The 13,202-nt window shown below is 63.7% G+C and carries 11 protein-coding genes; 4 read left to right on the top strand and 7 right to left on the bottom strand.

Translation table 11 applies throughout. The features are described 5' to 3' along the window. Nucleotides 1-61: 61 nt before the first annotated feature. The 5 genes from ACTORR_RS10895 to exaC form a co-directional block, all read right to left on the bottom strand. Nucleotides 62-520, bottom strand: coding sequence for a GNAT family N-acetyltransferase (locus ACTORR_RS10895; RefSeq protein ID WP_054886183.1), 459 nt, complete (start codon nucleotides 518-520; stop codon nucleotides 62-64). Between the two features lie 109 nt (nucleotides 521-629). Then, a complete protein-coding gene (gene eutC / locus ACTORR_RS10890) occupies nucleotides 630-1,448 on the bottom strand; it encodes an ethanolamine ammonia-lyase subunit EutC (RefSeq protein WP_262108830.1) in 819 nt (272 codons plus the stop codon). Nucleotides 1,449-1,456: 8 nt separating this feature from the next. Beyond that, nucleotides 1,457-2,851 carry an ethanolamine ammonia-lyase subunit EutB gene (locus tag ACTORR_RS10885; protein ID WP_054886181.1) on the bottom strand — a complete coding sequence of 465 codons (1,395 nt, stop codon included), beginning with the start codon at nucleotides 2,849-2,851 and terminating at the stop codon, nucleotides 1,457-1,459. 46 nt (nucleotides 2,852-2,897) lie between these two features. Continuing rightward, nucleotides 2,898-4,346: an ethanolamine permease gene (eat, locus tag ACTORR_RS10880; protein WP_054886180.1), complete on the bottom strand. Its 1,449-nt coding sequence runs from the start codon at nucleotides 4,344-4,346 to the stop codon at nucleotides 2,898-2,900. A 215-nt stretch (nucleotides 4,347-4,561) separates the two neighbouring features. After that, entirely contained in the window at nucleotides 4,562-6,082 is a 1,521-nt protein-coding gene (exaC, locus tag ACTORR_RS10875; RefSeq protein WP_054886179.1) for an acetaldehyde dehydrogenase ExaC, read from the bottom strand. Between the two features lie 255 nt (nucleotides 6,083-6,337). Between exaC and ACTORR_RS10870 the strand changes: the two genes are divergently transcribed. From ACTORR_RS10870 to ACTORR_RS10855, 4 genes are all read left to right on the top strand, one after another. After that, a complete protein-coding gene (locus ACTORR_RS10870) occupies nucleotides 6,338-8,332 on the top strand; it encodes a sigma-54-dependent Fis family transcriptional regulator (protein ID WP_054886178.1) in 1,995 nt (664 codons plus the stop codon). A gap of 69 nt (nucleotides 8,333-8,401) precedes the next feature. Further along, entirely contained in the window at nucleotides 8,402-9,751 is a 1,350-nt protein-coding gene (gene mpl / locus ACTORR_RS10865; RefSeq protein WP_286935452.1) for a UDP-N-acetylmuramate:L-alanyl-gamma-D-glutamyl-meso-diaminopimelate ligase, read from the top strand. Then, nucleotides 9,748-10,377 carry a flavin prenyltransferase UbiX gene (ubiX, locus tag ACTORR_RS10860; protein ID WP_054886176.1) on the top strand — a complete coding sequence of 210 codons (630 nt, stop codon included), beginning with the start codon at nucleotides 9,748-9,750 and terminating at the stop codon, nucleotides 10,375-10,377. The genes mpl and ubiX overlap by 4 nt, the downstream gene beginning before the upstream one ends. Next, a complete protein-coding gene (locus tag ACTORR_RS10855) occupies nucleotides 10,374-10,661 on the top strand; it encodes a YceK/YidQ family lipoprotein (protein ID WP_054886175.1) in 288 nt (95 codons plus the stop codon). Before ubiX ends, ACTORR_RS10855 begins: the two co-directional genes overlap by 4 nt. Before the next feature lie 6 nt (nucleotides 10,662-10,667). Here ACTORR_RS10855 and ACTORR_RS10850 read toward each other — a convergent pair whose 3' ends face one another. Both ACTORR_RS10850 and ACTORR_RS10845 read right to left on the bottom strand, forming a co-directional pair. Then, nucleotides 10,668-11,309, bottom strand: coding sequence for an oxidoreductase (locus tag ACTORR_RS10850; RefSeq protein WP_054886174.1), 642 nt, complete (start codon nucleotides 11,307-11,309; stop codon nucleotides 10,668-10,670). A gap of 27 nt (nucleotides 11,310-11,336) precedes the next feature. After that, a complete protein-coding gene (locus ACTORR_RS10845; protein ID WP_286935455.1) occupies nucleotides 11,337-13,070 on the bottom strand; it encodes a C13 family peptidase in 1,734 nt (577 codons plus the stop codon). Between the last annotated feature and the right edge of the window lie 132 nt (nucleotides 13,071-13,202).

The raw sequence follows: 13,202 nt of genomic DNA, 5'->3' as shown, positions 1-13,202 counted from the left end.
AGGCTCAAGGGCTGTGCAGTACCTGTGGGAGCGGGCGTGCCCGCGAAGAGGACGGTACAGGTCAGTCCTGGCTGATCGGCAGGATGTAGTTCTCGAACTCGGTGTCCTTGCGAAAGCCGATCGACTCATAGGTCTTGCGCGCCACCTCGTTGTTGGCACTGGTCGATACCCGCATGCGCACGGCCTGGGTCTGCTTGGCCATTTTCTTGGCCTCGCGCATCAGATGGTCGGCCACCAGCATGCGCCGCGAGTCTTCGGCGACAAAGATGTCGTTGAGGATCCATACGCGTTTCAGCGAAAGCGATGAAAAGCTCGGGTACAGTTGACAAAAACCGAGCAATTTACCGTCATCGTCATCCGCCAAGGCCAGGTAGATCACCGATTCGTCGCGTTTGAGGCGTTTCTCGAGAAAGGCACGCGAGCTGTCGGGGAAAGGCAGCTGCCCGTAGAACTCGCGGTATCTGACGAACAGCGGGGTGAGCAGGTCGAGGTGTTCCAGGGTTGCCTTGATGATGCGCATGTGCGGCCCTCAGAGTCCATTTGGGGAAACGGCGGAATGCCTGCAGCTTTCATGGGCATGCTGCCCCAATGCTGGCCGTCAGTGCAATCCGCCTTCCGTTACAGGTTCTTTAACCTTCACCGAGCAGGAAATTGCCGCGCTGGTTGGGGGTGTTTTCACTGTCGATGCTATGGACCTCGGCTTCGTCCTTCAGATTCACACCGGAAAGCTGCCGCCGGCAGGCTTCGCGCATCAGGTATAGCAGGCGGTGGGCTGCCATGCCGTAACTCAGACCCTCCAGGCGGATGTTGGAGATGCAGTTGCGGTAGGCATCGGTCAGGCCGACCTTTGGGGCGTAGGTGAAATACAGGCCCAGGCTGTCTGGCGAGCTCAGCCCTGGGCGCTCGCCGATCAGCATCACGGTCATGCGTGCACCGAGCAATTGGCCCACTTCGTCCGCCACGGCAACCCGGCCTTGCTCGACCAGCACCACCGGGGCGCTGGTCCAGCCATCGGCTGCGGCCTGCTCCTCGAAGCGGGCCAGGAATGGCAGGGTATGGCGGTGCACGGCCAGGGCCGAGAGGCCGTCGGCGACCACGATGGCCAGGTCGACGCCTTCGGGGTTGGCCTGGGCATGCTGGCGCAAGCGTTCGGCCGAATCGTCGTTCAGCCGCCGTCCCAGGTCGGGACGTTGCAGGTACTGGTGGCGATCAGTGGCGGCGCTGTGCAGCACCAGGCTGTCGCGGCCATGGTCCTTGAGCTGTTCACTCAGGGTGGCGTGGTCGAAGGCCAGGTGCACGGCGTCACGGGCCTGGGCGTGGGCGAACTGGAAGTCCAGTTGCGCAGCGGTAGGCAGGCTGGTGCCGCAACGGCCCAGGGCGATGCGTGCCGGGGTCAGGTTGCGCAGGGCCAGCCAAGGATTTTCAGGGATTGGGGATCGGTCTGCCATGGTCACCTCTAGGCCAACTGTGCCAACGCCTGGCGGAATGCCGGCGGCAGGTTGTCGCCAAAGCGCACGCGACCATCGGCCTGGGTGAAGATGCCGGTGCGTTGCAACCAGGCTTCGAATTCCGGCCCGGGCTTCAGGCCCAGGGTCTGGCGCGCATACAGCGCATCGTGGAACGACGTGGTCTGGTAGTTGAGCATGATGTCGTCGGAGCCTGGGATGCCCATGATGAAGTTGATCCCGGCCACGCCCAGCAAGGTCAGCAGGGTGTCCATGTCGTCCTGGTCGGCTTCGGCGTGGTTGGTGTAGCAGATGTCGCAGCCCATCGGCACGCCGAGCAGCTTGCCGCAGAAGTGGTCTTCGAGGCCGGCGCGGATGATCTGCTTGCCGTTGTACAGGTATTCGGGGCCGATGAAGCCGACCACGGTGTTGACCAGGAACGGCTTGAAGTGGCGAGCCACGGCGTAGGCGCGGGTCTCGCAGGTTTGCTGGTCGACGCCGTGGTGGGCATTGGCCGACAGCGCGCTGCCCTGGCCGGTTTCGAAGTACATCAGGTTCTGCCCGAGGGTGCCGCGCCTGAGCGACAGGCCGGCCTCGTAGCCTTCCTGCAGCACGTTAAGGTTGATGCCGAAGCCGGCGTTGGCCGCCTCGGTGCCAGCGATCGACTGGAACACCAGGTCCAGCGGCACGCCGCGGTTGATCGCTTCGATCGAGGTGGTGACGTGGGTCAGCACGCAAGCCTGGGTGGGAATGTCATAGCGCTGGATGATGGCGTCGAGCATTTCCAGCAGGGCGCAGATCGAGGCGATGCTGTCGGTGGCCGGGTTGATGCCGATCATGGCGTCGCCGTTGCCGTAGAGCAGGCCGTCGAGGATGCTGGCGGCGATACCGGCCGGCTCGTCGGTCGGGTGGTTGGGTTGCAGACGGGTCGACAGGCGCCCGCGCAAGCCCATGGTGCCGCGGAACCGGGTCACCACGCGGATCTTCTGCGCCACCAGCACCAGGTCCTGCACACGCATAATCTTCGACACGGCGGCGGCCATTTCCGGGGTCAGCCCAGGGGCGAGGGCGCGCAGGCTCTGCTCGTCAGCTTCTTCGCTGAGCAGCCAGTCGCGCAGGCCGCCAACGGTCAGGTGGCTGACCGGAGCGAAGGCCTGGGCGTCGTGGGTGTCGACGATCAGCCGAGTGATCTCGTCCTGTTCGTAGGGGATCAACGCTTCATTCAGAAAATGCGTCAGCGGGATGTTGGCCAGGGCCATCTGTGCGGCCACCCGTTCGCCGTCGTTGCTGGCGGCGACACCGGCCAAAAAGTCCCCGGAACGGGCCGGGCTGGCCTTGGCCATCACGTCCTTGAGGCTGTCGAAGCGATAGACCAGGTGGCCTACCGTGTGTACGAAACTTGCCATACAGAATCTCCAGAGCCGCGGGCTGGCCCGCGGCAGGTGGCTTTGATCAGTGCAGCGCCTCTTCGGCCTTCTGGATCGCGGCGAATTCCTCTTCCGGTGTGCCCGCAACCAGGTGGTGGCGGCTGTACAACGCAAAATAGGCGATGAATACCGCATAGATCACGGCAGCGCCAATCACCACCCGTGGGTCGACCAGGAAGCCCGCGACCACGGCGATACACGCCAGCACCAGGGCCAGGCCCGAGGTGAAGATGCCGCCTGGGGTGCGGTAAGGGCGCTCCATTTTTGGCCGACGGATACGCAGGGTGATGTGCGCGGCCATCATCAGCACATACGACAGTGTGGCACCGAATACCGCCACCAGGATCAGCAGGTCACCCTGGCCAGTCAGCGACAGGGCGAAGCCGATGAGGCCGGGGATCACCAGCGCCATGACCGGGGCCTTGCTCTTGTTGGTTTCCGACAGTTTGCGGGGCAGGTAGCCCGCCCGCGAAAGGGCGAAGATCTGCCGCGAATAGGCGTAGATGATCGAGAAGAAACTGGCGATCAGGCCGGCCAGGCCCACCAGGTTGACGAAACTGCCCATCCAGGTAGAACCGCCGTAAGCCTTGGCCAGCGCCTCGACCAACGGGTTGCCGGAGGCCTTCAGGGCTTCGGACCCTGCGCCGCCAGGGCCGACCACCAGGATCAGCAGGGCGAACGCCAGCAGTACCAGCATTGCGCCGATCAGGCCGCGGGGCAGGTCGCGCTTGGGGTTCTTGGTTTCTTCAGCGGCCAGTGGCACCCCCTCCACGGCGAGGAAGAACCAGATGGCATAGGGGATCGCGGCCCACACGCCGACATAGCCGAATGGCAGGAAGCTGCTGGCGCCCGCGGCGTCCGTTTTGGCGATGTCGAACAGGTTGGCTGCATCAAAATGGGGCACCATGGCCACCAGGAATACCGCCAGGGCAATGGCTGCGACGGCGGTGATGATGAACATCAGTTTCAGCGCTTCACCCACGCCGAAGATGTGAATGCCGATAAACACTACATAGAACGCCAGGTAAATCATCCAGCCGCCGATGCCGAACAATGACTGGCAGTAGGCGCCGATGAACGTGGCGATGGCGGCGGGGGCGATGGCGTACTCGATGAGGATCGCCGTGCCGGTCAAAAAGCCGCCCCACGGGCCGAAGGCGCTGCGGGCAAAACCGTAGCCGCCGCCAGCGGTGGGGATCATCGAGGAGAGCTCGGCCAGCGAGAAGCACATGCACAGGTACATGGTGGCCATCAGCAAGGTGGCGAGGAACATGCCGCCCCAGCCACCTTGGGCGAGGCCGAAGTTCCAGCCGGCGTAGTCGCCGGAAATCACGTAAGCAACGCCCAGGCCTACCAGCAGTACCCAGCCGGCGGCGCCTTTCTTCAGTTCACGTTGCTGGAAATAGTCCGAACCGACCTTTTCGAAGTCGACGGAAGACCCTGCCGGCACGCCGGCGGAATGATCGCTTGGCATAGATTCACCTGTTCTTTTTCTTGATGGCCGGAAGGGGTCCGGGCCGATGGTGATAGGTACTGCAGGAAGCGAGCCAGAGCGGTTTTGGCTCTGAAGATTGTGGTAGCAAGTCTGGCCTCTTCGCGGGCAAGCCCGCTCCCACAGGTACTGCACAGGCATGGAATCTTGCGCGATTCCTGTAGGAGCGGGCGTGCCCGCGAAGGGCGCGACGCGGTTTAGAAGAAGCCCAACGGGTTGATGTCGTAGCTCACCAGCAGGTTTTTGGTCTGCTGGTAGTGGTCGAGCATCATCTTGTGGGTTTCACGGCCGACGCCGGACTTCTTGTAGCCACCGAATGCGGCATGCGCCGGGTACAGGTGGTAGCAGTTGGTCCACACGCGGCCGGCCTTGATACCACGGCCCATGCGGTAGGCGCGGTTGATGTCGCGGGTCCACACGCCGGCACCGAGGCCGAACTCGGTGTCGTTGGCAATCGCCAGGGCTTCGGCTTCGTCCTTGAAGGTGGTGACGCTGACCACTGGGCCGAAGATTTCTTCCTGGAACACGCGCATGCGGTTGTTGCCTTTGAGCAGGGTCGGCTGGATGTAGTAACCGGTGGCCAGCGAGCCTTCGAGTTTTTCCACTTTGCCGCCGGTCAGCAGCTCGGCGCCTTCCTGCTGGGCGATGTCGAGGTACGAGAGGATCTTCTCGAACTGCTGCTGCGAGGCCTGGGCGCCGACCATGGTGTCGGTGTCGAGCGGGTCGCCGCGCTTGATTTGCAGCACCTTCTTCATCACCACTTCCATGAACTGCGGGTAGATCGACTCCTGCACCAGCGCGCGCGATGGGCAGGTGCACACCTCGCCTTGGTTGAAGAACGCCAGCACCATGCCTTCGGCGGCCTTGTCGATGAAGCTCGGCTCGGCCTGCATGATGTCTTCGAAGTACACGTTCGGCGACTTGCCACCCAGCTCGACGGTGGACGGGATGATGTTCTCGGCCGCGCATTTCATGATGTGCGAGCCGACCGGGGTGGAGCCGGTGAAGGCGATCTTGGCGATGCGCTTGCTGGTGGCCAGTGCTTCACCGGCCTCGCGGCCATAGCCTTGCACCACGTTGAGCACGCCTTTGGGCAGCAGGTCGGCAATCAGCTCGACCAGCACGGTGATGCCCAGCGGCGTCTGTTCGGCCGGCTTGAGCACCACGCAGTTGCCGGCGGCCAGGGCTGGGGCAAGCTTCCAGGCGGCCATCAGGATCGGGAAGTTCCACGGGATGATCTGCCCGACCACACCCAGTGGCTCGTGGATGTGGTAGGCCACGGTGTTTTCGTTGATTTCGGCAGCGCCGCCTTCCTGGGCGCGGATGCAGCCGGCAAAGTAGCGGAAGTGGTCGACGGCCAGCGGGATATCGGCGTTGAGGGTTTCGCGGATCGGCTTGCCGTTGTCCCAGGTTTCGGTAATGGCCAGGATTTCCAGGTTCTGCTCGATACGGTCGGCAATCTTCAGCAGGATGTTGGAGCGGTCCTGTACCGAAGTGCGGCCCCAGGCGTCGGCGGCGGCATGGGCGGCATCCAGGGCTTTTTCGATGTCTTCGGCAGTGGAACGCGGGAATTCGGCGATCAGCTGGCCGTTCACCGGGGAAGTGTTGTCGAAGTACTGGCCTTTGACGGGGGCCACGAATTCGCCACCGATGAAGTTGCCGTAGCGGTTCTTGAAGGAAACCTTCGCGCCCTCGGTACCGGGATGTGCGTAACGCATGGTGTGTCTCCTGGCTGTTATGTTTGTTGAGGAGTTGGAAAGCGTAGAGCAAAGGTTGGGCCAGCGTGGTGCACCCTCGTGGAATCAATGACTTGGGTCATGCTTTGGCGCCGCAGCAAGGTGCGCTGTGCCAGGCTTGGCACGGCCGGGGTGACACTTTGTACCGTTTGCGACACGGTGCCGGCAGGTACGTTGCAAAGCCTGCGCAGGTGGAGGATGCTGGCCTGAATCTCTATCTGCGGAGAACAACAACAAATGCAGAGCAACTCATTCAGCCGACATGCCCAGCAAGTGCATACCGTTGCCCGTGGAGAAGCGGGCAGCGATCCTTCCATTGCCCGCTCCTGGCTGCGCTGCCTCGACGATTACCACCTCGACCCGTCAGTGATCGAGGCACCGGTGGTGCTTGAGCACGGCCGCCTGCTGGAGAGCCGCGAGCGCCTGCGCCAGGTGCTGAAAATCGCCGACAGCGAAATGAACAGCCTGCACCAGCAGCTGTCTGGAGCCGGCCATGCGGTGCTGCTGACCGACGCCCGTGGGGTGATCCTCAACTGTGTCACCGCACCCAGCGAGCGGCGCAACTTCGAGCGTGCCGGGCTGTGGCTGGGCGCGGACTGGAGCGAGGCACGCGAGGGTACCAATGGCATCGGCACCTGCCTGGTCGAGCGCCAGGCCCTGACCATTCACCAGAATGAGCACTTTCGCGGCCGCCATACCGGGCTGACCTGCTCGGCGAGCCCGGTGTTCGACCCCCATGGTGAACTGCTGGCGGTGCTGGATGTGTCCTCGGCGCGGCCGGACGTGTCGCGCCAGAGCCAGTTCCACACCATGGCGCTGGTGAACCTTTCGGCGAAGATGATCGAGAGCTGCTATTTCCTGCGTCATTTCGAGCAGCAGTGGTTGCTGCGCATCCACGTGCAGGCGGAGTCGGTCGGCCAGTTCAGTGAAGGGTTGTTGGCGTTCGATGGCGATGGCCGGATCTGCGCCGCCAACCAGAGTGCGCTGAACCTGCTCGGCACCATTCGCGGGGGCGTGTTGGGCAAACCGCTGGAGATGTTCTTCGCCTGCAGCCACGACGAGCTGTTCAGCCGCGCTACGCCAGGCGGCAGTACGGTCTGGCCGTTGCGCACCCGTGATGGACGCCAGGTGTTCGCCAGCCTGCGCGGCCAGGCGCAGGCGCCGCGATGGACGGTGCCGGCCAGCCAGCCCCAGGCCAGGCCTGCCGCAGCGCCGGGTATCTGCTTGCTGGACCCGGCCCTGCAACACGATTTTCAACGTGCCGTGCGTGTGTTCGAGCGCGATGTGCCGCTGCTGCTGCGCGGCGAGACCGGTTGCGGTAAAGAAGCCTTTGCCCAAGCCGTGCACCAGGCCAGCCAGCGCTGTGGCAAGCCGTTCGTGGCGGTCAACTGTGCGTCGATCCCCGAGAGCCTGATCGAAAGTGAGCTGTTCGGCTACCGCGGTGGCAGCTTCACCGGGGCGCGCAAGGAGGGCATGCGTGGCAAGCTGTTGCAGGCCGACGGCGGTACTTTGTTGCTGGACGAGATTGGCGATATGCCACTGGCCTTGCAGACCCGCCTGTTGCGGGTGCTGGAAGAGCGCCAGGTGGTGCCGATTGGCGGTGAGCCGCAGGCGGTGGATGTGCGCATCGTCAGTGCCACCCACCGGGATTTGCTGGAGCGGGTGGAGCAGGGCAGTTTCCGTGAGGATCTGTACTACCGGCTCAATGGCCTGGAGGTGGCGCTGCCAGCGGTGCGCGAGCGTAGTGACAAGGAACGGTTGCTGGATTTCCTGCTGCATCAAGAGGCACAGGGGCAGGTGGTCCGATTGGCGCCCGAGGCGCGTCAGGCACTGCTTGGCTTCGCCTGGCCGGGGAACGTCCGGCAGATGCGTAACGTGCTACGGACCTTGGTGGCGCTGTGCGAAGACACCATCATCCGGTTCCTGGACCTTCCCTCCATCTTCAGGACATACGCGCCCTCTGTGGGAGCGGGCATGCCCGCGAACGAGGGCAACGGCCTCGCCTTGCATTCCCAGGTCGGGCCTCTTCGCGGGCATGCCCGCTCCCACAGGGGCGGTGTCGAGCCTGAGGTCTCAGTGAGGGGCGATGTATTGCAGAGCGCAGAACGCCAGGCGCTGATGGAAGTGCTGGAAGCAAAACACTGGCATCTGACCCGGGTCGCCGAGCACCTGGGCATCAGCCGCAATACCTTATATCGAAAATTACGAAAACACGGCATTAGCCGCGTGTAATAACCGAAACAGCGTGTGCGATTTTTCTCGCTCTGGGCTACCCTGCCTCGAAGTTTTGCGAGGTCGACCATGCATATTCATATTCTCGGTATTTGCGGCACTTTCATGGGTTCGCTGGCCGTGCTGGCCAAAGAGCTCGGCCACCGCGTCACCGGCTCCGACGCCAACGTCTATCCGCCCATGAGCACCCAGCTCGAAGCCCAGGGCATCGAGCTGACCCAGGGCTACGACCCGGTTCAGCTGGACCCTGCACCTGATCTGGTAGTGATCGGCAACGCCATGTCGCGGGGCAACCCGGCGGTGGAATATGTGCTGAACAAGGGCCTGCCTTATGTATCCGGCCCGCAGTGGCTGGCTGACCATGTGCTGCAGGGCCGCTGGGTGCTGGCCGTGGCGGGCACCCACGGCAAGACCACCACCAGCAGCATGCTGGCCTGGGTGCTGGAGCATGCCGGCATGAGCCCGGGCTTCCTGATCGGCGGCGTACCGCAGAACTTCTCGGTGTCGGCGCGCCTGGGCGGCACACCGTTCTTCGTGGTCGAGGCCGACGAATACGACAGCGCCTTCTTCGACAAGCGTTCGAAATTTGTGCATTACCACCCGCGCACCGCGATCCTCAACAACCTTGAGTTCGATCACGCGGACATCTTCCCTGACCTGGCGTCCATCGAGCGGCAGTTCCACCACTTGGTACGGACCATCCCGAGCGAAGGCCTGGTCATTCACCCGACCACCGAGCAGGCGCTGGAGCGTGTGATCGGCATGGGCTGCTGGACCCCGGTGCAGACCACCGGTGAAGGTGGCCAGTGGCAGGCTCGCCTGCTCAGTGCCGACGGTTCGCGTTTCGAGGTGCTGTTCGAGGGTGAGGTGCAGGGCGTGGTGGACTGGGCCCTGACCGGTCAGCACAACGTCGCCAACGCCCTCGCCACGCTGGCCGCCGCCCGTCATGTTGGCGTGGTGCCAGCAATGGGTATCGAAGGCCTGAGTGCGTTCAAGAGCGTCAAGCGGCGCATGGAAAAGGTGGCTGAAGTCCAGGGCGTGACCATCTACGATGATTTCGCCCACCATCCGACTGCCATTGCTACCACGCTCGACGGCCTGCGCAAGCGAGTGGGTGAAGCGCCGGTCATCGCCATCATCGAGCCGCGCTCCAACTCCATGAAGCTGGGCGCCCATCGAGATGGCCTGCCGGAAAGCGTCAATGACGCCGACCAGGTGATCTGGTACGCGCCCGCCAACCTGGGTTGGGACCTGGCCGGCACTGCCGCGCAATGCAAGGTGCCCAGCGTGGTGGCCGACAGCCTTGACGCGATCATCGACCGGGTCAAGGGCCAGGCTCGCCCAGGTACTCATGTGGTGATCATGAGCAATGGCGGCTTTGGCGGCCTGCATGGCAAGCTGGCCGAGGCACTGCAGTGAGCGGTCCGGAACGCATCACCCTGGCCATGACTGGCGCCTCCGGCGTGCAATATGGCCTGCGCCTGCTCGATTGCCTGGTGCGCGAGGACCGCGAGGTGCATTTCCTCATCTCCAAGGCCGCGCAACTGGTGATGGCCACCGAGACCGACGTACTCCTGCCGGCCAAGCCGCAGGCCATGCAGGCGTTTCTCACCGAATACACGGGTGCTGCCGATGGGCAGATCCGTGTCTATGGCAAGGAAGACTGGATGTCGCCGGTGGCTTCGGGCTCTGGAGCGCCAGCGGCGATGGTGGTGGTGCCGTGTTCAACCGGTACCTTGTCGGCAATCGCCACCGGCGCCTGCAACAACCTGATCGAGCGAGCCGCCGACGTCACCCTCAAGGAGCGTCGGCAACTGATCCTGGTGCCACGCGAGGCACCGTTCTCGACCATTCACCTGGAGAACATGCTCAAGCTGTCACAGATGGGGGCAATGATCCTGCCAGCGGCGCCGGGGTTCTATCACCAGCCGCAGACCATCGATGACCTGATCGACTTCGTCGTGGCGCGCATTCTCAACCTGCTGAACATTCCGCAGGACATGCTGCCGCGCTGGGGCGAGCATCATTTCGGGGCTGATGATTGAAACGCTGCCTGGCTGGATTGCTGGCGGCCAGTCTGCTCGGCGGCTGCGCCACGGTGCGCACGCTGGACGCCAACAAGCCTGGGGCGCCGGTGGTGTATGCCGGGACCCGGCTGGATATGTACGTGATCAACGGTGGCTGCTGCCCCAAGGATCGCTTTGGGGCCGAGGCACCGGCGTATCCTCACCTGGACCTGCCTGGCAGCATGCTGCTGGACACGCTGTTCCTGCCGCTGTCATTGCTGACGGCGGCAGGCATAGGGTTTCAGGCTACGGGTGGGCTGTAGCGGCTATTACTTGCCGAGCCTGCGTAACTCGTCGGACTCGATCACGCGGATTCCATCTTCTTCTTCCAGCGCCAGGCGCCACAACGCCCGTGCCAGTGTGCATGCCTCGATCCCGCGATATTTACCCGGCATCAACTTCGAGAACGGTGAGGCCAGCTTTTCACCCAGGCGTGGTTCCAGCCGTTCACCGAGTAGCAACGATGGCCGCACGATGGTCAGTTGTGGCCAGTCCTGAGCCTTTAGCGCTTCTTCCATTTCGCCTTTGACGCGGTTGTAGAAGATCGGCGACTTGGGGTCGGCACCCAAGGCGCTGACAACCAGCAGGTGGCGCGCACCCATTTCCCGTGCGCGCTTGCTGAAGGCCACGACCATGTCCAGATCGACGGCGCGAAACGCTTGCTCCGAGCCCGCCTGCTTGAGGGTGGTGCCCAGGCAGCAATAGGCAATATCGACCCGGCCGGCCAGTTGCGGGAGAAACACTGCGGGGTCGCCCACCGGGTTTTCCAGATGGGGGTGCTCGGCCAATGGCCGACGGGTCGGGGCCAGCACGCGACTGATGGTGGGTTCGTTGAGCAGGCGGTCGAGCAGGTGCTCACCGGTTAGGCCGGTGGCACCGGCAAGCAGGACATGCTGAGGCGTCAAATACATGATGTCTCTCCCTTGTTACACACAAGCTTAGCGGCTGGCAGGCGTTTTTGCCTGTTCCTCCGGCTTGGCCTGTGCCGCATTACGCAAGGCTTCCTCGGCTTGGTGCTTACGCAGTTGCTGCCAGTGTGCCAGTACTGCGGTCGGCGCCCAGATCTGGGGTTCGGAGGCCTCGAAACCTTCCCTCCGTTCTCGTTCGGCAACACTGGCGCGCGCCAGTTCAAACGCTTGTTTCAGGTCATCGGTCTGGTTCAAGGCCTCGGCGAACAAGGCATCGCCGAAGTAGGTGAAGTCAGCTTCTTCCGAGCACCCGAACGACACCCGGTCGGCACGGGCGGCCGTCATGATCAGCGTGCGGTCATCCTTGAGCGGGGGGATATAGCCACCTGAATAACAGGCGGAGATGACAATGATCTTGTCGCGGTCCTTGAGCGGGGCCAGGGCGCTGGCCAATTCGTCGGCGGACAGGTCGGCCAGCTGCAGGCGCGGTTGGTCGAGCACCAGTTGGTGGTCCTGGCTGCCGTGGCTGGTCAGGTAGATGAAGATCAGGTCTTCCGGGCCGCTGCGTTCGGCCAGGGTACGGGCGGCGCGGTTGAGGTTCTCGCGGGTGGCCATGGGGCGGGTGGTCATCTGGTCGCGGTGGTTGACCAAGGTGACCTGGCCACGGGCACCGAAACGCACATTGAGCATATTGCTGACATAGTCGGCTTCACGCAGGAACACGCTCTGCTGACCATCACCGGCCACTACCAGGCTGTACAGCTGGACGGGCGGCGCCGAGCGCGGTACCCGCGCCAGCGCTTCATCGAGCAGGCGGCCCTGATTGAGCAGGGCCAGGTCCAGCGGGTCGGGCAGAAGCTTGCCTTTCTGGTCACGTACGCGCACACCATTGACCCAGAAGCCGCTTTCGACCTGGCCGCTGGCCAGCGTCAGCTTGCCGTGGCCCTGGTAGGCGTCGTTGTCGAAACCGCCGACGTACTTGCTGCCATCCGGCAACTGCAGACTGCCTTGGCCAGACAGGTGCCAGTCGACGAAGGTGCCTTTGTAGTGGCTGCCGTCGCTGCCGAGCAATTCGCCTTCGCCGGTCAGCGAACCGTCCTTGAACTCGCCTATCCAGACGTCGCCGTCGGCGTTCTCGTAGCGGCCACGGCCCTCCAGGCGGTTGTCCTTGAACTCGCCGATGTATTGCTCGCCATCGACACTGTCGTAGATGCCGCTGCCCTGCAACTGGCCATCGACGAAGCGGCCGCTGAACTGGTTGCCGCTGGCATCGCTGCGCACGCCGGCGCCATTGGGTTTGCCTCTGGCGAACAGGCCTTGGTAGCGGCTGCCGTCGGCCATTTCCAGTTCGCCTGCGCCTTCGTACTGGTCATCCTTGAATTGGCCGCGGTAGGTCAGGTCGGCCTGCTTGAGCGTACCTTCACCGTCACGTCGGCCGTGGCTGAAGGTGCCGGCATAGTGGCTGCCGGGGGTGGTCAGGTCGCCCAGCCCGTGGAACAGTCCCTTGTCGAACTGGCCTCGGTAGATCTCGCCATTGCTGCCGTGCCACTCGCCCTGGCCGTGCCACTGGCCGTCCTTGAAGCTGCCGGCGTACCAGCTGCCGTTGGGGTAGTCGATGCGTCCCTCGCCCTGCAGCAACCCATCGACCACCTGCCCACGGTAGCGGCCACCGTCGGGCAGGCGCGCGTCAGGCGGGGACAATGATTCACCATCGCCACAGGCTGCGAGCATCAGGGTCAGTGCGAGGGGGAGCAGTGGACGCATGGCGGAATCCGGGCAAAAGGTCTGCCGAGTATGCCGCAGAATACGGGGCGCAGGTATCTGTGATCCAATCGAAAGCAGTGTTGGATTGTTCGCGGGTGAACCCGCTCCGACAGGTACGGCACAAGGCCTGGC

It is taken from the genome of Pseudomonas sp. SAR267, from assembly GCF_052077595.1.
In the GTDB taxonomy this organism is placed as follows: domain Bacteria; phylum Pseudomonadota; class Gammaproteobacteria; order Pseudomonadales; family Pseudomonadaceae; genus Aquipseudomonas; species Aquipseudomonas vlassakiae.
This window is presented reverse-complemented; position numbering and strand designations above follow the sequence as displayed.

Coding starts and splice junctions, on each gene's coding strand:
- ACTORR_RS10895 (WP_054886183.1), bottom strand. CDS start 520: ATGCGCATCATCAAGGCAACCCTGGAACACCTCGACCTGCTCACCCCG.
- ACTORR_RS10845 (WP_286935455.1), bottom strand. CDS start 13,070: ATGCGTCCACTGCTCCCCCTCGCACTGACCCTGATGCTCGCAGCCTGT.
- ACTORR_RS10850 (WP_054886174.1), bottom strand. CDS start 11,309: ATGTATTTGACGCCTCAGCATGTCCTGCTTGCCGGTGCCACCGGCCTA.
- mpl (WP_286935452.1), top strand. CDS start 8,402: ATGCATATTCATATTCTCGGTATTTGCGGCACTTTCATGGGTTCGCTG.
- eat (WP_054886180.1), bottom strand. CDS start 4,346: ATGCCAAGCGATCATTCCGCCGGCGTGCCGGCAGGGTCTTCCGTCGAC.
- ACTORR_RS10870 (WP_054886178.1), top strand. CDS start 6,338: ATGCAGAGCAACTCATTCAGCCGACATGCCCAGCAAGTGCATACCGTT.
- exaC (WP_054886179.1), bottom strand. CDS start 6,082: ATGCGTTACGCACATCCCGGTACCGAGGGCGCGAAGGTTTCCTTCAAG.
- ACTORR_RS10885 (WP_054886181.1), bottom strand. CDS start 2,851: ATGGCAAGTTTCGTACACACGGTAGGCCACCTGGTCTATCGCTTCGAC.
- eutC (WP_262108830.1), bottom strand. CDS start 1,448: ATGGCAGACCGATCCCCAATCCCTGAAAATCCTTGGCTGGCCCTGCGC.